This is a genomic window from Sphingomonas sp. 67-41 (assembly GCF_001899725.1).
GTDB lineage: Bacteria > Pseudomonadota > Alphaproteobacteria > Sphingomonadales > Sphingomonadaceae > Sphingomonas > Sphingomonas leidyi.
In genome coordinates this window covers 73,517-95,137 of record NZ_MKWJ01000023.1, presented here as the reverse complement: position 1 = coordinate 95,137, position 21,621 = coordinate 73,517, and the positions used below count along the sequence as shown (strand labels likewise).

The 21,621-nt window shown below is 68.9% G+C and carries 17 protein-coding genes; 11 read left to right on the top strand and 6 right to left on the bottom strand.

The genetic code is table 11. The features are described 5' to 3' along the window. Positions 1-136 precede the first annotated feature (136 nt). A complete protein-coding gene (locus BGP17_RS17025) occupies positions 137-2,476 on the top strand; it encodes a PAS domain-containing sensor histidine kinase (RefSeq protein ID WP_167298427.1) in 2,340 nt (779 codons plus the stop codon). A gap of 38 nt (positions 2,477-2,514) precedes the next feature. Here BGP17_RS17025 and BGP17_RS17020 read toward each other — a convergent pair whose 3' ends face one another. Continuing rightward, positions 2,515-2,979, bottom strand: coding sequence for a hypothetical protein (locus tag BGP17_RS17020; RefSeq protein ID WP_286712843.1), 465 nt, complete (start codon positions 2,977-2,979; stop codon positions 2,515-2,517). A 68-nt stretch (positions 2,980-3,047) separates the two neighbouring features. Here BGP17_RS17020 and tsaE point away from each other — a divergent pair, with 68 nt between their 5' ends. The 6 genes from tsaE (at position 3,048) to trxA (ending at position 12,106) form a co-directional block, all read left to right on the top strand. After that, entirely contained in the window at positions 3,048-3,491 is a 444-nt protein-coding gene (tsaE, locus tag BGP17_RS17015; protein WP_086129177.1) for a tRNA (adenosine(37)-N6)-threonylcarbamoyltransferase complex ATPase subunit type 1 TsaE, read from the top strand. Next, on the top strand, positions 3,488-4,468 hold the full coding sequence (locus BGP17_RS17010; protein ID WP_286713021.1) for an aminoglycoside phosphotransferase family protein: 981 nt from the start codon (positions 3,488-3,490) through the stop codon (positions 4,466-4,468). Before tsaE ends, BGP17_RS17010 begins: the two co-directional genes overlap by 4 nt. After that, a complete protein-coding gene (locus BGP17_RS17005) occupies positions 4,465-5,226 on the top strand; it encodes a nucleotidyltransferase family protein (protein WP_167298430.1) in 762 nt (253 codons plus the stop codon). The genes BGP17_RS17010 and BGP17_RS17005 overlap by 4 nt, the downstream gene beginning before the upstream one ends. 129 nt (positions 5,227-5,355) lie before the next feature. After that, complete coding sequence (addB, locus tag BGP17_RS17000) at positions 5,356-8,292, top strand: double-strand break repair protein AddB (RefSeq protein ID WP_286712842.1); 2,937 nt, start codon at positions 5,356-5,358, stop codon at positions 8,290-8,292. Beyond that, complete coding sequence (gene addA, locus BGP17_RS16995; protein ID WP_286712841.1) at positions 8,276-11,707, top strand: double-strand break repair helicase AddA; 3,432 nt, start codon at positions 8,276-8,278, stop codon at positions 11,705-11,707. Before addB ends, addA begins: the two co-directional genes overlap by 17 nt. 54 nt (positions 11,708-11,761) lie before the next feature. After that, positions 11,762-12,106: a thioredoxin gene (gene trxA / locus BGP17_RS16990; RefSeq protein ID WP_167298433.1), complete on the top strand. Its 345-nt coding sequence runs from the start codon at positions 11,762-11,764 to the stop codon at positions 12,104-12,106. Between the two features lie 162 nt (positions 12,107-12,268). On the opposite strand, the gene argJ is transcribed toward trxA, so the two are convergent. Then, entirely contained in the window at positions 12,269-13,495 is a 1,227-nt protein-coding gene (gene argJ / locus BGP17_RS16985) for a bifunctional glutamate N-acetyltransferase/amino-acid acetyltransferase ArgJ (protein WP_286712840.1), read from the bottom strand. A 56-nt stretch (positions 13,496-13,551) separates the two neighbouring features. On the opposite strand from argJ, the gene BGP17_RS16980 reads away from it, so the two are divergent. From BGP17_RS16980 to secA, 4 genes are all read left to right on the top strand, one after another. Next, positions 13,552-14,220, top strand: a complete 669-nt coding sequence (locus BGP17_RS16980; protein WP_286712839.1) for a TonB family protein — start codon at positions 13,552-13,554, stop codon at positions 14,218-14,220. Positions 14,221-14,312: 92 nt separating this feature from the next. Beyond that, on the top strand, positions 14,313-14,618 hold the full coding sequence (locus BGP17_RS16975) for an energy transducer TonB (protein WP_086129187.1): 306 nt from the start codon (positions 14,313-14,315) through the stop codon (positions 14,616-14,618). A gap of 154 nt (positions 14,619-14,772) precedes the next feature. Continuing rightward, positions 14,773-15,033: a hypothetical protein gene (locus BGP17_RS16970; RefSeq protein ID WP_167298436.1), complete on the top strand. Its 261-nt coding sequence runs from the start codon at positions 14,773-14,775 to the stop codon at positions 15,031-15,033. Positions 15,034-15,147: 114 nt separating this feature from the next. Beyond that, the gene (secA, locus tag BGP17_RS16965) at positions 15,148-17,889 is read left to right on the top strand and encodes a preprotein translocase subunit SecA (protein ID WP_167298437.1); all 2,742 of its coding nucleotides are present in this window, start codon (positions 15,148-15,150) and stop codon (positions 17,887-17,889) included. A gap of 225 nt (positions 17,890-18,114) precedes the next feature. Here the strand turns inward: secA and BGP17_RS16960 are convergent, their stop codons facing one another. The 4 genes from BGP17_RS16960 to BGP17_RS16945 all read right to left on the bottom strand — a co-directional run bounded on the left by BGP17_RS16960 (position 18,115) and on the right by BGP17_RS16945 (position 21,581). Next, positions 18,115-18,711 (bottom strand): CC0125/CC1285 family lipoprotein, encoded by a 597-nt coding sequence (locus BGP17_RS16960; protein WP_167298438.1) that lies wholly within the window; start codon positions 18,709-18,711, stop codon positions 18,115-18,117. Between the two features lie 122 nt (positions 18,712-18,833). Next, positions 18,834-19,346 (bottom strand): phosphoribosyltransferase, encoded by a 513-nt coding sequence (locus BGP17_RS16955; RefSeq protein WP_353681881.1) that lies wholly within the window; start codon positions 19,344-19,346, stop codon positions 18,834-18,836. Continuing rightward, on the bottom strand, positions 19,343-20,359 hold the full coding sequence (locus BGP17_RS16950) for an adenosine deaminase (RefSeq protein WP_167298439.1): 1,017 nt from the start codon (positions 20,357-20,359) through the stop codon (positions 19,343-19,345). The genes BGP17_RS16955 and BGP17_RS16950 overlap by 4 nt, the downstream gene beginning before the upstream one ends. A 133-nt stretch (positions 20,360-20,492) precedes the next feature. Further along, positions 20,493-21,581, bottom strand: coding sequence for an AraC family transcriptional regulator (locus BGP17_RS16945; RefSeq protein ID WP_167298440.1), 1,089 nt, complete (start codon positions 21,579-21,581; stop codon positions 20,493-20,495). Between the last annotated feature and the right edge of the window lie 40 nt (positions 21,582-21,621).

Sequence of the window (21,621 nt, the reverse complement as noted above, 5' to 3'; positions counted from 1 at the left end):
TTGACGCGAGAACGAGGGGGTCCGGCTTGCCGGGCCCCTTTTCGTTCGCGCCCGGGCGGCATGCGGCCTTCCCGACCGGCGATGCATTGCCTAATGGTTGCGCCATGACAGTGCGCAAAGGGCGCGGGGACGCGGCTTGATTCATATTTCCCAGGCATCCGCGGTCGTCGCGGGAGCGGTCCTCGCGCTGCTGTTGATCGGTGCCGTCTGGGCGCTGTATCTGGGCCTGCGCGCACGTGCCGAGGCCGTCGCGATCGCCGATGCCAATGCGCGTCTCTCCGCGCTGGTGAGCGGATCGCCGGCCCAGGCGATGCTGGTCCGCGCCGACGGCCGGCTCGAGCTGCCGCGCCGGCTGGGCGACTGGCTCGGCTTCCAGCAATTGCCGCGCGAACTGGCCGAACTGAGCGGAGACGGGGCAGGGCTGCTGCCCGAGGATGCCGAGGCGCTCGGCGTGCGCGTCGCCGCCGCGCAGAAGGCGGGCAAGCCGTTCAGCCTTTCCGTGCGGGCATGCGGCTCGGAGCGCGCGCTGCTGGTGATCGGCGAGCGGGCGCCCCAGGCAGTCAACGCGCCGGGCGGCGTGGTGCTCTGGTTCCTCGACGCGACCGAGAGCCAGGCCGAGATCAACCGTCTCCAGCGCGAGGCCACGCGCCTGCGCGCCGCCTTCGACGCGCTTACCGCACTGATCGAGGCCGCGCCGATGCCGATGTGGTACCGCGGCGGCGACCTGCGCCTGCTCATGGTCAACTCGGCCTATGTCGAGGCAGTCGAGGGCAAGGACGCCGAGGACGTGGTGGCGCGCGGGCTGGAGCTGGTCGAGGGGGTGGGGCTGGGCGGGCCGCTCGCCAATGCCGCGATCGCGCGGGATACCGGCGAACCGCAGACCGCGGCGATGCCGGCGACGATCGGCGGCAAGCGCCGGATGCTGCGCCTCCACGACGTGCCGCTGCCCACCGGCGGCGTCGCCGGCTTCGCGGTGGACATCGAGGAACTGGAGCAGGCGCGGGGTGGCCTGAAGCGGTTCGCCGCCGCCCAGCGCGCGATGCTCGACCGGATCTCGGCCGGCGTGGCCCAGTTCGGCCCGGATCGCAGCCTCATCTTTTCGAACCAGCCCTTCCGCCGCATGTTCGCGGTGAAGAACGAATGGCTCGCGGACCGGCCCGAATTCGATCGCGTGCTCGATCGGATGCGCGAGGCCAATCGCCTGCCCGAGGTGCGCGACTATCCCGCCTGGAAGGCGGAGCGGCGCGAATGGTTCGTCGCGCCCGATGCGGTCGAGGAGACGTGGAGCCTGGGGGCGACGCACCTGCGCGTCGTCGCCCAGCCGCTGCCCGAGGGCGGGCTGCTGCTGCTGTTCGAGGACCGGACGCAGCAATTCGAGCTGCAGCGCGAGCATGGCGAGATGCAGCAGGTGCGAACCGCCACGCTGGAGAGCCTGGCCGAAGCGGTCGCGGTGTTCGGCAAGGGGCGGCTCCAGCTGTGGAACCGCAAGTTCCGTCAGGTCTGGGACTTCGAGGACGCTTTCCTCGACGGCCATCCGCAGGTGCAGCAGCTGGTCCGCGCCGCCGGCCCCCGGCTCGCCAAGTCGGCGCGTGCCGAAGTGATCGGCGACCTGATCCGCATGGCCGCGCAGGATCGCCAGTCGCGCGGATCCAGCATCGCCTTTGCCGATGGCAGGCATTTCGACATCACCGCGGTGCCCTTGCCCGACGGCAATGCCCTGGTGACGATGCTCGACACCACCGATCACCACCGCGCCGAGCGCGCGCTGCGCGATCGTAACGAGGCACTGGAGGCGGCCGATCGGGTGAAGACCGCCTTCGTCGCGAACATGAGCTACGAACTGCGCACCCCGCTCACGTCGATCAAGGGCTTCGCCGAGATGCTGCACGGTGGCTTTGCCGGCCCGCTGAGCGCGAGCGGCGGGGAATATGCCGAGGCGATCCTGGTCTCGGTCGAGCGGCTGGGCCTGCTGATCGACGATGTGCTCGACCTTACCCAGAGCGAGGGGGCGCCGCTGGAAAGGGCTCCGGTCGATATCGAGATCGCCGCGCAGAACGCGGCCGAGGCGGTGGCGCCGCTCGCCAAGGCCAAGGGGATCGAACTGGTGGTCGAGGATGCGGGCAGCGCGGGCAGCATCACCGGCGATGCCCGGCGGATCCGGCAGGTGATCGAGCATCTCCTGCGCCATGCCGTGGCGGCGACGCCCGAGCAGGGGCGCGTCCTGCTGCACCTCGACGGCAACCAGCGGGTGGCGCGGGTGATCGTTTCCGACAATGGCCCGGGGATGAGCCACGAGGCGGCGGCAGGCGCGTTCGATCGGTTCGCCCAGTTCGGCAATGCCCGGGGCGGCGAGCGGGCTACCGGGCTCGGCCTGCCGCTCGCCCGGCAGTTCGTCGAGGCGCATCGCGGCCGGATCGAGCTGATCTCGGAGCCGGGCGAGGGGACGCTGGTGACGGTGGAGCTGCCTCGGAAATAGCCGCGCCCCTTCCCTGGGAGGGAGGGGAGCGCACAGGCCTAGTCCCGCACCGGGCACTCCGGCGCGCCGGCGTTCGAATATTCCGGGGCGCTGTTCACGAGCCAGCCGCTCCGCTTCTCCTGCGCCTCGACGTCCGACGGGATCAGCGCCCATTCGCTGCGCGTGCACTGCTTCGACAGCGTGCCGTTCGCCCCGAACGGGCAATGGACCTTCACCGAGACGAAATAGCCGACATCGCTGGTCGTGCCGCGATAGGTGAAGTCCACCGCGTCGCCCGTATCCGTCCAGCTGGGCGAGCGGTAATAGCAATGCTTGAAATGCGCGATACGGGCGCCGAGCTGCTCGCGCGTGCTGCCCGCCGGCGCGGAGAGCACATAGGCGTCGAGCCCTTCGAGCGAGACATCGCCCATGAAATCCTGGCTGAAGAAATAGAAGACGAAGAATAGCGGTACGATGATCCGGTCGATCCAGCGGGCGGCGGGCGATCGCGCTTCCTCGTCCATTGTTGCCGATTCTCGCAGGTATTCCTCAAGGAAGTGTTCAAGCCCGGTGCGGGTGATAAAGGAACGCCATGTTGTTGCGCTCGCCGGAAGAATCGCTCGAACTGGGCCGCCGCCTCGCTGGGCTGGCGCGCCCCGGCGACGTGATCGCGCTGTCCGGCCCGCTGGGCGCGGGCAAGACCAGCATCGCGCGCGGGCTGCTCGCCGCGCTCGGGCTGGAGGGCGAGGCGCCGTCGCCCAGCTTCGCCATCGTCCAGCCTTACGACCCGCCCGAAGTGCGCTTCCCGGTGCTCCATGTCGATCTCTACCGGCTCGACGATCCGTCCGAAGCGGCGGAGCTGGGCCTCGACGATGCCCGAATCGATTCGCTGCTGATCGTCGAATGGCCCGAGCGGCTGGGGGCGGCGGCGTGGCACGATGCGCTGTGGCTGTCCCTGGATGTGGCACCGGACGGCGCGCGCGCCTTGACAGCGAAAGTGCCGGCGGCATGGAAGGACCGATGGTTCCCGACATGAATCCGCCCGCCGCGGCGCCCGACTTCCTCACAGCCGCCGGTTGGGGTGGCGCCGAGATCCGCCCGCTCGCCGGCGACGCCTCGTTCCGCCGCTATTTCCGCGTGGTGGAACATGACCGCACCGCGATCCTGATGGACGCGCCGCCGCCGCACGAGGATCCGCGCCCGTTCATCAATGTCGCGCGCTGGCTGACCGGCAACGGCTTTGCCGCGCCCGAGATCCTGCACGAGGACCTGGCCGAGGGGCTGGTCCTGATCCAGGACTTCGGCGACGCCCGCATGCGCGAGACGGTCGACGCCGCGCCCGAAAGCGAACTGCGCCTCTACGAGGAAGCGATCGACCTGCTCATCCGCCTCGCCGCATATCCGGCGGCGGCCGAGCTGCGGCCCTACAGCCATGCCGAATATCAGCGCGAAGCCGCCCTGCTTCCCGAATGGTATTGCCCCGCGATCGGCCTCGACGTCGATCTGGACGGATACCGCGCCGCCTGGGATCAGGCGCTCGCGCCCGTCCTTGCGGGTCACACGCCTGTCACGGTGCTGCGCGACTATCATGTCGAGAACATCATGCTGATCGACGGTAGCGCGGAAACCTTGGGCCTTCTCGACTTTCAGGACGCGCTGGCGGGCCATCCCGCCTATGACCTCGTCTCGCTGCTGCAGGACGCGCGCCGCGACGTGCCCGAGACGCTGGAGACCGCGATGCTCGATCGCTACAAGCGCATCACCGGCGCGGGCGATGCGTTCGACGTGGCCTATCACGTGCTCGGCGCGCAGCGGAACGCCAAGATCGTAGGCATCTTCACGCGCCTTTGGAGGCGCGACGGCAAGCCGCGCTATCCAGGCCTGTGCCCGCGCGTGTGGACCTATCTCAACCGCGACCTGCGGCACCCGGCGCTGAAGCCCGTCGCCGACTGGTTCGACGCCAATATCCCCGCCGACATGCGCGGCGATCCGCTCACCATCGCCGGCGCATGAAACAGTCCGCCACCTATTCGCTGCGCCCCAATCCGGACGTGGCCATGCCGGAGACGGCGATGGTGATGGCTGCGGGCCTGGGCAAGCGCATGCGCCCGCTCACCGTGACGCGCCCCAAGCCGCTGGTGGAAGTCGCCGGCAAGCCGCTGCTCGACCATACGATGGACCATCTGCGCGACGCCGGCATCAAGCGCGCGGTGGTCAACGTCCATTACCTCGCCGACCAGGTCGAGGCGCATCTGAAGGCCCGTGCCGGCGATATCGAAGTGCTGATCTCGGACGAGCGCGCCCAGCTGATGGAGACCGGCGGCGGCATCGTCCAGGCGCGGGCGATCCTGGGCGACAAGCCCTTCTTCACGGTGAACAGCGACACGCTCTGGGTCGATGGGCCGATCGACGCGCTCCATGCGCTGGCGGCGGCCTGGAACGACGAGAAGATGGACGCGCTGCTGCTGCTGGTGCCGCTGGCGCGCGCGTTCAGCCATCGGGGGCAGGGCGATTTCCGCCTCGATCCGCTCGGCCGCATCACCGAGCGCCGCAAGCCGGGCCGCCTCGCGCCCTTCGTCTATGCCGGCGCCCAGATCCTCCATCCGCGCGCGATCCGCGACTGGCCGGAGGGGCCGTTCTCCACGAACCTGTTCTGGAATCGCGCGATGGAACAGGGGCGCCTGTGGGGCGTGGTCCATCAGGGACTGTGGTTCGACGTCGGCACGCCGTCTGCGGTGAAGGAAGCCGAAGAGGTGCTGGCGACGGTGTGATTCTCCCGCTCTCCGTTTACGGGGAGAGGGGGCGGGGCGTAGCCGAAGCCGGAAGGGGGAGTTATCCACAGCCCCCGCTCCCCGGCCCCCTCCCCTGAAGGGGAGAGGGGGATTAGGGTCGCCCAGCCCATGCCCACCGCCCTTCGCCTCTACGCCATCCCGCCGCACCGCGCCTTTGCGGATGCGCTCGCGAACGGGCTGATCAAGCGCTTCGGCAGCGACCCGATGGGCCTGGCCCGCGGGCTGGTCCTGCTTCCCAACAACCGTGCCAAGAAGGCCATCCAGGACGCGTTCGTCCGCGCCAGCGGCGGCGGCCTCCTCCTGCCGCGGCTCGTCGCGGTCGGCGATCCCGAGCTGGACGAGGCGGTGTTCGATGCCGCCGGCGATCCCGATCCCGTGCCGCCCGCCGTCCAGCCGCTCCAGCGCCAGTTGATCCTCGCCCGGCTCATCCAGCAGGCCGAGCCCCGCCACGACGCCGCCGAAGCCGTCCGCCTCGCCGGCGATCTCGCCGCCACGCTCGACCAGCTGCTCATCGAGGAAGTGCCGCCCCGCCGGCTCAAGGAGCTGGACCTGGGGCCCGAGCTTTCCGCCCATTGGGAGCGTTCGCTCAAGCTGTTCGAGATCGTCCTCGAACATTGGCCGAAGGAACTCGCCCGCCTGGGCCGCATCGATCTCGCCGACCGTCGCCGCCTGCTGATCGACAAGGTGGCGAAGCGCTGGAAGGCCGATCCGCCGGCGGGCTTCGTCTGCGCCGCCGGCATCACCGCCAGCGCGCCGGCCATTGCCCGGCTCCAACGGGTGGTGGCGGGGTTGCCCAAGGGGATGGTGGTGCTTCCCGACCTCGCCATCGCGATCTCCGATGCCGAATGGGACATGCTCGGACCCCATGCGCCCGATCCCGTCACCAGCCGGCGCCGGCGCAACCTGGAGACCCACCCCCAATTCCATCTCAAGCTCCTGCTCGAGCGCATGGGCGTCCACCGCAGCGAGTTCGATCCCTGGCGTGCCGCCAGCGAGCATGATGCGGCGCCCTCGCGCAGCAAGGCGATCGCCTCGGCGATGCAGCCGCCCGAGCTGACTCATGGCTGGACCACGCTTCCCGAGCGCGAGCGGCGGCTCGACGGGGTCCGCGCCCTCGAAGTCGCCACGCCTGCGGAGGAGGCCCAGGCCATCGCCCTGGCGCTGCGCCAGACGCTGGAGACTCCGGGCCGCACCGCCGCGCTGGTCACGCCCGACCGCGCACTCGCCCGCCGCGTCGCCGCGCATTGCGCGCGCTGGGGCATCGCGATCGACGATTCCGCCGGCCAGCCGCTCTCGATCCTGCCGCCGGGAACCCTGCTGCTCGCGCTCGCCGATGCCGCCGCCCAGCGCTTTGCCCCATTGCCGCTGCTCACGCTCCTCAAGCACCCGCTGGTGATGCCCGGAACGCGGCCCGAATGGCTGGAGGGCGCTCGCCTGCTGGATCGCGCGCTGCGGGGGCCGCGCCCGGCGCCCGATCTTGCCGGCATCGATCGCTATCTGGCGGAGCAGGAGGGCAGGGACGGGCCGCTCCGCCAGGCCGCCCTGCGCTGGTGGCCGGCGGCCCGCGCGCTGCTCGCCCCGCTCGAGACCGCCTTTGGCGGGGGCGCACAGCCGATCCCGGAGCTGCTCGCGGCGCTGCGCGAAGTCGCCCAGGCGCTGGGCGGCGACGGCCTGTGGAGCCGCGCCGAGGGCCGCGCCGCCGCGACTCTGCTCGACGATCTCGAGCGCGAGGCCGGGGACGGCCCGCGCCGCGCCGATCCGGACACGCTTGCGCCGATGCTGCGCACGCTGATGGACCAGATCGCCGTACGCCCGCCCCAGGGCGGCCATCCGCGCCTCGCCATCCTGGGCCAGCTGGAAGCGCGGCTGCAGACTGCCGACCTGATGATCCTGTCGGGCCTCAACGAAGGCGTCTGGCCGGGCCTGCCCGCGCCCGATCCCTGGCTCGCCCCGCGCATCCGCGCCGAACTGGGCCTGCCCGGCCTGGAGCGCCGCATCGGCCTGGCGGCGCACGACCTTGCCGGTGCGCTGGGCGCGCCGGAGGTGCTGCTCACGCGCGCGCGACGCGACGCCACCGCGCCGACCATCGCCTCGCGCTTCTGGCTGCGCCTCGAGGCGCTCGCCGGCGGTCTCGACCGGGCCCAGGATCTCGCCGCCTGGCTCCATGCGATCGATCGGCCGGGCGCCCATGAGCCTGCCGAGCGCCCCGAGCCGTCGCCCCCGGTCGAGGACCGCCCCAAGGCGATCTCGGTCACTGAAGTCGATCGCCTGAAGGCCGATCCCTACGCCTTCTACGCGCGCCGCATGCTGAAGCTCATGCCGCTCGATCCGGTCGATGCCGATCCCAGCGCGGCGTGGCGAGGCACGGCGGTGCACGATGTTCTTCAGAAATGGTTCGAACTCGACGGCTGCGATCCGGCGAAGCTGCGCGCGCGCGCCGAGGCGATGCTGGTGGACGCGCGCACCCATCCGATGATGCGCGCGCTCTGGCAGCCGCGGCTGATGGAAGCGATCGACTGGATCGCCCGGCAGATCGCCGAGGACCCGGAGCGCAAGGTGCTCGCGGTCGAGCTCGACGGCGACATCGAATTCGCCGGCGTGAAGCTGCGCGGAAAGTTCGACCGGATCGATCGCCTGCCCGATGGCGGCCTGGCGATCGTCGACTACAAGACCGGCCAGCCGCCCAGCACCCGGGCCGTCCGCGCCGGGTTCAGCCTTCAGCTCGGCCTGCTCGGGCTGATCGCCGAGCGGGGCGGGTTCGCCGATATCGAGGGCGTCGCGCGTGCCTTCGAATATTGGTCGCTCGCCCGTTCGCCGCGCACCGGCGGCTTCGGCTATGTCGACAGCCCCGTCGACCCGAAGAAGAAGGAGCCGATCCCCGCCGAGGAGTTCGTCGACATCGCCGCGCATCACTTCGCCGATGCGGTGCGCGCCTGGCTGACCGGCGACCAGCCCTTCACCGCCAAGCTGGTGCCGGAATATGCGCCCTATGCCGAATATGACCAGCTGATGCGCCGCGACGAATGGTATGGCCGGCGTGACTGAAGCCCGTCCCCTCCACCCGCTGAAGGGCAACCAGAGCCGGGCGAGCGACCCGGAGCGGCATGTCTGGCTGTCCGCCTCGGCCGGCACGGGCAAGACCCAGGTGCTCGCTGCCCGTGTCTGGCGCCTGCTGCTGCACGGCACCGATCCGGGTGCGATCCTCTGCCTCACCTTCACCAAGGCCGGCGCCGCCGAAATGTCGGAGCGCATCACGAGCCGCCTGGCGCGATGGGTGCGCATCGACGAGGGGAGCCTGCGTGCCGATCTCGCCGCGCTTGGCGAGACTGCGACGCCGCAGATGATCGGCAAGGCCCGCCAGCTCTTCGCCAAGGTGCTCGATGCGCCCGGCGGCGGTATCCGCATCCAGACGATCCACAGCTTCTGCCAGTCGCTGCTCGCTGCCTTTCCGATGGAGGCGGGGCTGGTTCCCGGCTTCCGCCCGCTCGACCAGCGTGAGGAAGCGGTGCTGGCGCGCGAGGCGCTGGCCGAGATGCTGGTCGATGCCGAGCGCGATGGGCGCGGCTGGATCGTCGACGCGGTGGGCGCGCTGTCGTTGCGGCTGGGCGAGGGCAAGGCCGAGGATTTCCTCAAGGCCTGTGCCAGGGAAGGCGAGGCGCTGGCCGGGTTGCCGATCCTGATCCAGCCTTTCCTGCGCGAGGCGCTCGGCCTGCCCGAGGGCGACGTGGATGCCGAGATCGCCCGGCGCTGTGCCGATGACAGCTTCGACCTCGGCAGCCTGCGTGCGCTCACCGTGATGAACGCCGATTGGGGCACTAAGTCGGGTCTCCAACGCGCTGATATAGCTGCTGCGTGGCTAGGGAAGAGACCAGAAGCTCGTGCTGCCAGCCTCGCCGATCTTCACAGCATATGGGCCACTGCCAAGGGCGATCCCCGTTCCTTCAAGAGTGGACAGGCCCCGCAAGAGCCAAGTTACGCCGACTATGCGATGCGGCTGTTCGACACCTGCGCCGAACTGCTCGGCATGAAGACCCAGGCCGCCTATGCGGACCTGCTCGCTTCCGGCCTCGAAGCCGGCCGGGTCTATGCCGAGACCTACGCACGGGCCAAGCGCCGGCTCGGCGCGGTCGATTTCAACGACCTGATCCACCGCACCGTCGCCCTGCTCGCCGAGCCCGGCATGGGCGAATGGGTGCGCTTCAAGCTCGATTCCGCGACCGAGCATGTCCTGATCGATGAGGCGCAGGACACCAATCCCCAGCAATGGGCGATCGTCAGCGCGATCGCGGACGAGTTCTTCGTCGGCGAAGGCGCGCGCGCGGAGACGGTCCGCACCCTGTTCACCGTGGGCGACTACAAGCAGGCGATCTTCGGCTTCCAGGGTACCGACCCGATCTTCTTCCGCGCCGCCTTCGAGCGCTTCCTGGCAAAGTCGCGCATCCATCCCGATCCGGACTTCGACATGGCGCCGCGCGAAGTGGAGGAGCTGTCGCTCACCCACAGCTTCCGCTCGACCCGGCCGGTGCTGGAATTCGTCGATGCCGCGATCGGCGCGCTGCCGATGCCGGGCATGGGCGAGCTTTCCGATGTCGAGCCGCATGCCAGCGAAGTGCCCGGACCGGGCACCGTGACGTTGTGGCCGCCGGTCATCGAAGGCGGCAGCGAGGCCGACGAAGAGGCGTGGGTGAGCGATGCCACCCGCAAGCTCGCCGGCGACATCGCCCGGGCGATCAAGGGCTGGATCGGCACGCTCGACCTGGAGAGCAAGGGCCGCAAGCTGGCGCCCGAGGACGTGATGATCCTGGTCAAGCGCCGCGGCGAGCTGGCCTCGCTGATCGTCGCGCGCCTTTACGCAGAGGGAGTGCCGGTGGCGGGCGTCGATCGGCTGCGGCTGAACGCGCCGCTGGCGGTGCAGGACCTGCTTGCCGCCATCCGTTTCGCGCTCCAGCCCGAGGACGATCTGTCGCTGGCGTCGCTGCTGGTCTCGCCGCTGATCGGCTGGAGCCAGGAAGCGCTGATGGACGCGGCGGTCCGCGAGCGTGGCGGTCTCTGGCGGCACCTGCGCAACACCCAGCCTGCGGAGCGCCTCGCGCCGCTATACGCGCTGCTTGCCCGCGCCGACATCGCGACCCCCTATCGCTTTCTGGAGGAACTGCTTTCCGGGCCCCTTGACGGCCGCCGCAAGCTGCTTCGCCGGCTGGGCGAGGAAGCGCGCGATCCGATCGAGGAGCTGCTCAACGCGGCGCTCAACTTCGAGAAGCTGGCGACGCCTTCGCTGCAGCGCTTCCTGGACTGGTTCGATCGCGGCGATGTCGAGATCGTCCGCGACGCGGCCCAGCCCCAGGCGGCGGTGCGGGTGATGACCGCGCATGGTGCCAAGGGCCTCCAGGCGCCCCTGGTCATCCTTGCCGACGCCACGGTCGACCCGACGCGGTCCCCGCGCGACTTCCTGCATTGGGAACCGTCCGCGGCGCCCGGAAAGCTGCCGATCTTCCGGCCCCGCGCCGCTGAGCGTGGCGTGCTAGGGCAAGTCCTCGAACTTGCCGATGCTCGCGAACTCAGCGAGCATTGGCGCCTGTTCTACGTGGCTGCCACCCGGGCCGAGGAGCGGCTGGTCGTGGCCGGTGCCCTGGGCCCTCAGGCCAAGGGCGTCCCTCCGCAGAAGAGCTGGTATGCCGCCAGCGCCGCCGCGCTCGACGCCCTGGGCGTGGCCGAGGGGGATATCCGCGAGTTCAAGGGATTGCAGCCCCAGGCGCCGCTTCCCGCCCGGCCCCGACCGGAACAGGGGCCCGTCGCGGCCTTGGCGCTTCCCGGATGGGCACGCCGCCCGGCACCCGAAGAGGCTCGCCCGCCGCGTCCGCTCGCGCCCTCCGCGCTGGGTGACGACGCCGTCGCCGATCCGCCGCCCACGCCAGCGCTGCGCGCCGCCGCCGAGCGCGGCCGGCTCCTGCATGCCCTTTTCGAGCGGCTGCCGTCGGTCGGGCCGGCCGAGCGCGCCGCCGCCGCGGAGCGCTGGCTGGCCGGGGCAGGGGGCGTGGGCGACCCGGCCCTGCGTGCCGAGCTTGTCGCCGCGGCCCTGGCAGTCACCGAGGATCCGCGCTTCGCCGAGCTGTTCGGCCCAGCCTCGCTGGGCGAGGCGCCCATCGCCGCAGTGGTGGGGGACGGGCTGGTCGTCTCGGGCACGGTCGACCGGCTGGTGGTCGCGCCCGGCCATGTCCGGGTGATCGACTTCAAGACCGGCCGCCGCGCGCCCGCGTCGCTGGACGACATTCCTCCCTATCACCTCCGGCAGATGGCGGCCTATGTCGCCGCGCTGGCGGTGATCTTCCCGGGGCGCACGATCGAGGCGGGACTGCTCTATGCGGCGGGGCCGGTGCTTCACCTCCTGCCGGCCGATCTGCTCTCGGCGCACAAGCCGGGCTTCACGGATATGGAGCAAAGCTTGGGCTTGCGCGCTTGACCCGGCGAGGTGCCATCATAAATTAGCGGCCGATATCGTATCAGGAGTTTGATCATGGCCACCAAGGCGACCACCGACGCCAGCTTTTCCGCAGACGTTCTCGAGGCCGGCAAGCCCGTGCTCGTCGATTTCTGGGCGGAATGGTGCGGGCCATGCAAGATCATCGCCCCGGCGCTCGAGGAACTGGCGGAGGAGCTGGCCGACAGGGTGGAGATCATCAAGATCGACATCGACGAGAATCCCGACGCGCCGACCAAATATGGCGTGCGCGGCATTCCGACGATGATCCTGTTCAAGGACGGCCAGCCGGCGGCGACTCAGGTCGGCGCGATGCCGAAGAGTGCGATCAAGCAGTGGGTCGAGCGCTCGCTGACCGCGGGCGCGTCGAACCTGGCCTGAAGCCCCGGCAACGGCGCAGGCGGGCCCATTTCTCCCCGTCTTCCCCGCGTTCTCCCCGTCATCCCCGCGAAGGCGGGGATACGGGACAGGGAGTGCGGGGGCTGCTGATTGCGTCCCCGCCCTGGCCGGCGGCGGCGCGAGGCACCCGCCGCCCCGCGACGCTCAGCTGCGATAGTCCGCGTTGATCGAGATATAGCCGTGCGTCAGGTCGCAGGTCCACACGGTGGCGCGACCCTCGCCGAGACCCAGCTCGACGCCGATCTCGATCTCCCGGCCCTTCAGGTGCGCGGCGACGGGCGCTTCGTCATAACCTTCCACCGCCAGGCCGTCGCGCGCCACCTGGGTGGCGCCGAAGCGAATGGCGAGCCTGTCGCGTTCGGCGGGTTCGCCGGCCTTGCCCACTGCCATCACCACGCGGCCCCAATTGGCGTCCTCGCCGGCGATCGCGGTCTTCACCAGCGGCGAATTGGCGATCGACATGGCGATCCGGTGCGCGCTGGCATCGCTCTCCGCGCTCTCGACGGTGATCTCGATCAGCTTCTGCGCGCCCTCGCCGTCGCGGACGACGAGCTGGGCGAGCTGGTGGCAGAGGTCCTGAAGCGCGGCGCGAAAGGCGTCGGCGCCGTCATCCTCGTCGCCTGCCAGCACCGCATTGCCCGCGCTGCCGGTGGCGAAGGCGAGCACGGTGTCGCTGGTCGAGGTATCGCCGTCCACGGTGATGCACGAGAAGCTCTTGCGGTTGGCATCGCCCAGCGCGGCCTGCAGGAAGGCCGGATCGACTGCGGCATCGGTGAAGAGGAAGCCGAGCATCGTCGCCATGTCCGGCGCGATCATGCCCGATCCCTTGATGATGCCGATCAGGCTGACGGTCTTGCCTCCGACCACCGCGCGCGTGACCGCGCCCTTGGCGAAAGTGTCGGTGGTCATGATCGTGGCGGCGGCGTCTTCCCAGCTGCAGGGCGGGGCAGCGAAGGCATTGTCGAGGCCCGCCTCGGCCTTGTCGATCGGCAGCGGCACGCCGATCACGCCGGTGGAAGCGACGAATATGTCGGAAGGCCGGCAGCCAAGATGCGCGGCGGCGCGGGCAGCGATCGCCTCTACCGCGGCACGGCCGCGATTGCCGGTGAAGGCGTTGGAATTGCCCGCATTCACCACCAGCGCGCGCGCCTCGCCCAGCGGCAGCGCCTTGCGGCACCATTCCACCTCGGGCGAGGGGCATCTGCTGCCGGTCAGCACGCCCGCCACCGCCGTTCCCGGCGCCAGCTCGATGAAGGTCAGGTCGCAGCGATCCCAGCTCTTGTATCGCGCCCGGGCGACGCGCGCGGTGACGCCGGGAATGGCCGGCAGGGCGGGGAAGGGAAGCGCGAGCGGGGAGCATTCGATGGACATGCGGGGACCTGTTGCTAAACTGGCGTCCGCTTCGGGGAAGCTGGGGGAAAGATCAAATGCTTTTGGTATTGTTGGCGGCGCTGGCGATGCAGCCCGCGCCGGCGGTGCAGGATGCGAAGAACGCGCGGAGCGCCGAGGGCGGGAGCAAGCCGGTGCCAAGGGGGATGCCGCAGAACTGGATCACCGACAGGGATTATCCGATGGGCTCGCGGCAGCGGCGCGAAGTCGGCGCGGTGGCGTTTCGAGTCGACGTGGATGCGAAGGGCGAGCCCGCCGCCTGCCACATCCTGGGGACCTCGGGCTATGAGATGCTTGATCTCGCCATCTGTCCGCTGCTGATGAAGCGTGCCCATTTCGCACCGGCGACCGATGTCGCGGGGAAGCCCGTGGCGGACTTCTACGACGGCCGCTTCTTCTGGCTGATCCCGGGCGGCGGGCATGCGGATCTGAACAAGCTGGCCGCCGAAGTCGGCAGGCCGCTGCCGCTGATCGTGGGGCGGCCGGAGCTTCCCGGGAGCTACGCCCATCCGGCGCTCCTGCGGGTTGTGTTCTTTGGCTCCAAGCCGCGGAGCTGCAACGTGGAACTGGGCACGGGCGACGCCGCGCTCGATGCCGTGGCCTGCGAGCAGACGATGGCGAAGATCGCCATGCCGGATCTCTCCACCCAGATCCGCCCGAGGCCGGACAGCCGGATGGTCATCGTGGGGTTCGAGGCGGCGAAATAGCCCCGGGGCCGGACCGGCCATGGTGGCGCGATGGACATCAGCGCCGCCGGTGATAGCAATGCGTCAGTCGCCGAAGACATGAAAGGCATCCGATGATTCTCGCTACCCTCCTGGCCCTTGCCGGACAGACGGCGCCGGTCGCGCCGGCTCCCATCATGACGATCACCGTGCAGAAGCTGCCCGCGAGCTATACCAAGGCGCCGGTAGTCCATCTCGACTTCGACAAGCAGGGCGCGGTCTCGGCCTGCACCGTCGAGCAGTCGAGCGGGAGTGCGGGTATCGACAAGGTGGCCTGCCAGCAGGTGCAGACGCTCAAATTGCCGGCCGAAAGCGGCAAGGCGCCGGAATCGCGCTCGGCTTCGGTGGATTTCGTCGCGGGCGGTGCCACGGCGCAATGATCCGCGCGGGCCGGGGCAGGCTTTGCCCCGGCCCGTTCCGACCTGCGACGGGCGGATACTCGCTTTCGATTGGACGAAGGCGATCGGAATTACTATGTCGCCGAAAGCGCGCCCCATGATGTTGGGGCGCCGGAACATTTGCGAGCTTCGTTTCTTGGAACTGCTGCTTCTCCTCACTGCCTTTCTCGCGAGCCTGACCGGTGCCGGTTCGGCCGATCGCGGCGGACTTCGGCAGATGCAGGGCGTGGCGGTGGTCCAGGCTGCCCAGGCGGCGCAGGCGGCGGTGCTTCCGGCCCGTCGCGCCGTGGCTGCGCTCCCCGTGCCGCTGCTGCGGCCTGAAAGGGTTCTTCCGCTCGCGGCCGTGCGGAACGCGCCCGCCGCCCTGCGCCTGCCCTTCGAGCGCCGGCTCGAATGAGCTTCCTCGCGGCCCGCTGAACCCGGCGGCCGTTCTTCCTGTTTTCGCATCCAAGCGGGCGCCGGCCGCAGCGGCGCGCCCGTCCGACCACCCTAGACATAGACTGGAAAATCCATGCTCGGCGGTTTTGCCAAGACCCTCTTCGGCTCCTCGAACGATCGCTATGTGAAGTCGCTCGGCAGCATCGTGAACAAGATCAACGGCTTCGAGCCGGCGATCTCGGCGATGAACGACGAGGAGCTTTCGAGCCAGACGGTGAAGTTCCGCGAGCGGCTCGCGAATGGCGAGAAGCTCGACGCGCTGCTTCCGGAGGCCTTCGCCACGGTGCGCGAGGCGGCCAAGCGCGTGCTCGGCCAGCGCCACTATGACGTGCAGATGGTGGGCGGCATCGTGCTCCACCGCGGCGAGATCGCCGAGATGCGCACCGGCGAGGGCAAGACGCTGGTCGCGACGCTGGCGACCTATCTCAACGCGCTGCCGGGCGACGGCGTCCATGTCGTCACCGTCAACGACTATCTCGCCAAGCGCGATGCGGAGTGGATGGGCCAGGTCTACAAGTTCCTCGGCCTCACCGTCGGCGTGATCGTGCCCAATCTCTCCGATCATGAACGCCGCGAGGCCTATGGTTCGGACATCACCTATGGCACGAACAACGAGTTCGGCTTCGACTATCTGCGCGACAACATGAAGTACGAGCGCGTCTCGATGACGCAGCGCCCGTTCAACTTCGCGATCGTCGACGAGGTCGACTCGATCCTGATCGACGAGGCCCGCACGCCGCTGATCATCTCCGGCCCCACCGACGACAAGTCCGAGCTCTATATGGGCGTCGACGCGGTGGTGAAGCAATTGGCGCCGGAGGACTATGAGAAGGACGAGAAGCAGCGCACCATCGTGCTGACCGAGGACGGCACCGAGAAGGTGGAGCGCATGCTCGAGGCCGCCGGGCTGCTCCAGGGCGCCAATCTCTACGATTTCGAGAATACCCAGGTCGTCCACCACCTGAACCAGGCGCTGCGCGCGAACGTGATGTTCAAGCGCGACATCGACTATATCGTGAAGGACGACAAGGTCGTCATCATCGACGAGTTCACCGGCCGCATGATGGACGGCCGGCGCTGGTCGGACGGCCTGCACCAGGCGGTGGAGGCCAAGGAAGGCGTCCAGATCGAGCCGGAGAACCAGACGCTCGCCTCGATCACCTTCCAGAACTATTTCCGCATGTATCCCAAGCTCTCGGGCATGACCGGCACCGCGGCGACCGAGGCACCCGAATTCTTCGATATCTACAAGATGAACGTCGTCACCATCCCGACCAATCTGCCGGTGCAGCGCGTCGACGAGGAGGACGAGTTCTACAAGACGCTCGACGAGAAGTTCGCGGCGATCGCCAGGAAGATCAAGGAACACGCCGTCAAGGGCCAGCCGGTGCTGGTCGGCACCGTCTCGATCGAGAAGAGCGAGATGCTATCCGAGTTCCTGACCAAGGAAGGCGTGGAGCACAGCGTGCTCAATGCGCGCCAGCACGAGCATGAAGCGCATATCGTGGCCCAGGCGGGCCGGCTGGGCGCGGTGACCATTGCCACGAACATGGCCGGCCGCGGCACCGACATCCAGCTGGGCGGCAACCTCGAGTTCCGCACCCATGACGAACTGGCCGAGATGGAGGATGGCCCCGCCAAGGATGCCGCGATCGAGCAGATCCGCGCGGAGATCGCGGCGGAGAAGCAGAAGGTGAAGGAAGCCGGCGGCCTGTTCGTCCTCGGTACCGAGCGGCATGAGAGCCGCCGCATCGACAACCAGCTGCGCGGCCGCTCGGGCCGCCAGGGCGATCCGGGCCTGAGCCGCTTCTACCTGTCGCTGGATGACGACCTGCTGCGCATCTTCGGCTCGAACACGCTGTTCGCCAAGATGATGCGCAACAACATCGCCGATGGCGAGGCGATCGGCTCGAAGTGGCTGAGCAAGGCGATCGAGACCGCGCAGCGCAAGGTGGAGGCGCGCAACTACGACATCCGCAAGCAGGTCGTCGAATATGATGACGTGATGAACGACCAGCGCAAGGTGATCTACGAGCAGCGCGCGGACATCATGGACGCCGAGACGGTGGGCGACGTCGTCACCGACATGCGCGCCGAGACGGTGAACGCCATCGTCGGCGAATATTGCCCGCACGGCTCCTATCCCGAGCAGTGGAAGGTCGAGGAGCTGAAGGAGAAGGTGCTGAGCACCCTCAACGTCGATGCGCCGGTCGAGCAGTGGATCAGGGACGAGGCGCAGATCGAGCCGGAGATGGTCGAGGAGCGCATCCGCGAGGCCGCGGACAAGCTCGTTGAGGCCAAGGCCGTCGATCTGGAGCCCGAGACCTGGAGCCAGATCGAGAAGTCGATCCTGCTGCAGAATCTGGATCATCACTGGAAGGAGCATCTCGCGATGCTCGACGCGCTGCGCCAGGTCGTGCACCTGCGCGCCTATGCCCAGAAGACGCCGATCAACGAGTACAAGCACGAGGCGTTCGCGATGTTCGAGCGCATGCTGGGCCAGATCCGCGAGGATGTGACTCGCACGCTCGCCTTCGCCCAGTTCCGGATGGAGCCTGCGCCGCAGTTGCCCGAGCTTCCCGACTTCCTGACCACCCATATCGATCCGCTGACCGGCGAGGACGATACCTATGATTATGACGGCGGCGCGGCCGGGCTGATCACCACCCGCTTGCCGCAGATGGGCATTCCCCAGCCTTCGGCCGAGGAACTCGGCACCGATCCGGCGCAGTGGGAAGGGCTGGTCAGCCGCAACGCGCCGTGCCCCTGCGGCTCGGGCCGCAAGTACAAGCACTGCCACGGCCAGGTGGCATAACTTCTCCTGCGGTCCCCTCCCGCTTGCGGGAGGGGCCAGGTTGAGAACCCGAACAAGTATCTGATTCTTTGCCGTCATCCCCGCGCAGGCGGGGATGACGATTGAAGGAATATGAGGCCTCGACCTGGGAGAGGGGATGTCCCGATATCCCCAAACACAAAAGGGCAGACACAGCAGGCCCGCCCCCAACCCCTCCCGGTTGCGGGAGGGGCTTTTCGTGCGTTCTTACTTCGTGGCCGGCATCTGGATCGACGGGCCCAGGCGGCTGACCACCTCGTGCGCGTCGAAGGCGCGCAGGTTGTCGGAGGGCTTGGGGCCCTTGCCCATCACCACTTCGGCCATCGCCTCATATTGGGTGACGGTGCGATAGTCCCAGTCGCGGTCGCGCCAGAAGGGATCGTCGAAGAACGGATCCCAGCTGCGCCAGCCCCAGCGCGGACCGCGATAGAAGCGCCAGGACGGGCTCCAATAGCCCCAGGGCCCGGGGCCCCAGGCACCCGGCTCGCGCACGATATCGGTCTTCTTCTCGGTGTCGCGATCGGACAGGATGAAGTGATCGAAACCCTGCTGGAGCGTCAGCTCGGCGGCACGGTAGAGCAGGTAGCGCTCGACCGTCTCGCGCGAGGTGAGGCTGTTGCCGGAGAAGCTGATGCGGAAGCGGTTGCTTTCGATCTGCGTGTCCGAATAGCCGTTGCGGACAGCGGTGCCGTTGCCGGTGGCAGGCTGATAGGGGGTCGCGGTCATACAGGCGGACAGCGAGATGCTGCCGGCGAGGATGAGAGCAAGCGCTGCGAACCGAGGGCGCTTGGGAGTTCTCAACATGGTTCCTCCGAAGTTAAAGTCTGGGCACTGCTATGACGGAACGAACGCGCGCCGGCAGGGATGTGTCCACGGTGGAGCGTGGCATATCCGCGATTGACGGAGGCTGAACAACCCATGCCAGATCACGCCAGGCGTTCGGGAACTTCCATCGCATCCTCGGCGAGCGTGTCGCGAGGCGCCATGGCTTCCCAGGGGAAGACGAACCAGTCCTTGTCGACCGAGCGATCGATGCGGCGGGAGCGATAATCGACCTGCTGCGAGGAGCGGAGATTGTCGAGCAGCACGGCGAAGCGGATGCGGCTGGCGATCGCGCCTTCGCCGGCAAGCGCGTTGCGGATCTCGCCGATCGTCTTGCCGCTGTCGTTGATGTCCTCGACGAACAGCAGCCGATCGCCGTCGCGCGTCCGCCGCGCGAGCACCGAGACCAGTTCCTCGCCGAACTGGGCGATCCTGGTCGAATGGTCGATCGAAACGAGCGGCAGGCCCATCCGGTGCGACAGGAACACCGCCGGCGTCAGCCCGCCGCGGCCGACGCCGACCAGCAGCGTCGGGTTCCAGGTTTCCGCGGCGGCGGCGATGGCGTGGACGCCCGCCACCATCTCCTCATGCGTGAAATGGGTGAAGACGATGCTCAAGCGTGTTCCTCCGCATAGGCGTCGACCCGGGCGAGGTGCGCGGCGACTTCGTCGTCGGAAAGAAAGGAACCCAGGAAACTGTTCCGCGCCAGCGTCACCAGGTCGCGGCGGCTGAGATCGCGGCCCTGCGCGATCGCCCGGTAATTGTCGGCGACATAGCCGCCGAAATAGGCGGGATCGTCCGAATTGACCGTGGCGCGCAGGCCCAGTTGCAGCATCCGGTCGATCGGATGCGCGTCGACCGAGGCGACGTTGCACAGCTTGACGTTGGAAAGCGGGCAGACGGTGAGCGTCATCGAGGAGCGGGCCAGGCGCGCGACCAGGGCCGGATCCTCGAGGCTGCGATTGCCATGGTCGAGCCGGTCGATCGCCAGCAGGTCGAGTGCCTCGGCGACATATTCGGGCGGCCCTTCCTCGCCGGCATGGGCGACGCGCTTGAGCCCCATCGCGGCGGCGGCGGCGAAGACGCGCTCGAACTTGGCAGGGGGATGGCCGAGCTCCGACGAATCCAGGCCGACGCCGGCGATCCGGTCGAGCCAGGGCTGGGCCTGGGTCAGCGTCTTGAAGGCATCCTCCTCGTCCAGGTGGCGCAGGAAGCAGAGGATCAGCTTGGACGTGATGCCGAGCCGCGCCTCGGCCGCCTCCATGCCGGCGAGCAGCCCGTTGGCGACCACGCCGAACGGAATGCCCCGATGGGTGTGCGTCTGCGGATCGAAGAAGATCTCGGCATGGACGACCCCGTCCTGCGCCACCCGCTCGAAATAGGCGAGGGCGAGGTCGTGGAAATCCTCCTCGGTGCGCAGCACGTCGGCACCGGCATAATAGATGTCGAGGAAATCCTGGAGGTTCGAGAATGCATAGGCGGCCCGCACTTCCTCCACCGAAGCGAAGGGAATGGCGACGCCGTTGCGCCGGGCAAAGGCGAACATCTGCTCGGGCTCCAGGCTGCCTTCGATGTGCAGGTGAAGTTCCGCCTTGGGTAGTCCGGCGATGAACGTGTCGAGGTCGTGCATCGTGCGAACATCGCAGGCGGGGCGAGGAGTCGCAAGGGGAGGGGCGCGGCCTGCGACGCGTCCGGCCGTGGCGCCGCGGGATCCCGGCTCGCTCCCCAACCGGAGAATGGCGCGCAATCGCGATTCCGCCGCATCATGGCGTCGGCACCTCGATCGCCTGCGCCCCGGCCGGGTCCGGGTCCCTGTCCTCCGCCGGGGCCGGGGCCGGGGCGGCCAGGGCATCCTCGCTCGCCGAACGGCGCCACGCGCTGGGCGACATGCCGAACTCGGAGGTAAACCAGCGCGTGAACGCGGCGGGCGAGGCATAGCCCAGCATCTCGCCGATCGTGGCGAGCGGCTGGACGTTGTTGAGCAGGTGGCGGACCACCAGCTCGCGGCGTATTCCGTTCAGCACCGCGCTGAAGCCGGCACCTTCGGCCTCCAGCCTGCGCTGGAGCGTGCGCGGCGAGACGCCGATGTGGCGCGCGACCTTCTCGATGGAGGCGTTGCCGGACGCGAGCAGGATGAAGAGCGCCCGGCGCGTCCGCTCCACTTCGGTGAGCGGGGGGGCTGCGGGCAGCTGCGTCTCGAAATAGCGGTTCGCATAGGCGGCAAGGTTCGAGCGATAGCCCGGGTTGCGGGCACGCAGCGTCTCGCGGCCATAGACGACGCCGTTCGCGTCGCTGCCGAAGCGCACCGGGCAGCCGAGCACCCGGTGGTGCACGTCCAGCGAGCGGGGAGCGGCATGCATGAAATGCAGGCATTCCGGCTTCCATGCGCTGCCCCCGATCTCGATGAAGACGCGCGAGAGCATCGCGGCCACCGCTTCATGGGCCTGGCGCGGCGCGAAATCGATGTTGCTGACGATCTGGGTCCGCACCAGCGCAGCGTCGCCCTCGATCTCGAGGCTGAAGGTGAGCAGGTCGCTCAGCAGATGCTGGTAGCGGATCAGCGTGCGGACGGCGTCGTCCAGCGTCTCCTGCTGCTGGAGGACGAGGCTCAACGGGCCGAGCGAGGATAGGTCGCGCCGCTCGGCGATCAGCATTGCGAAGTGCGGGCAGTTCGCTTCCATGGCCGAGCGCTCGAGGATCGAGGCGATCACGCCGCGGGGAAGCCGTTCCTCGGGGTTGCGGAGCTGCGACGGGCTGACGCCGATGTCGGCAAGAATGCGATAGGGATCGAGGCCAACTTCCAGGGCGACCGGGACATAGTCCATCAACATGGCCGCACGCCCCGAAGTCATGCCGGACCCTCCCCATGCCCGGCGTGCATCCGGGACGTTC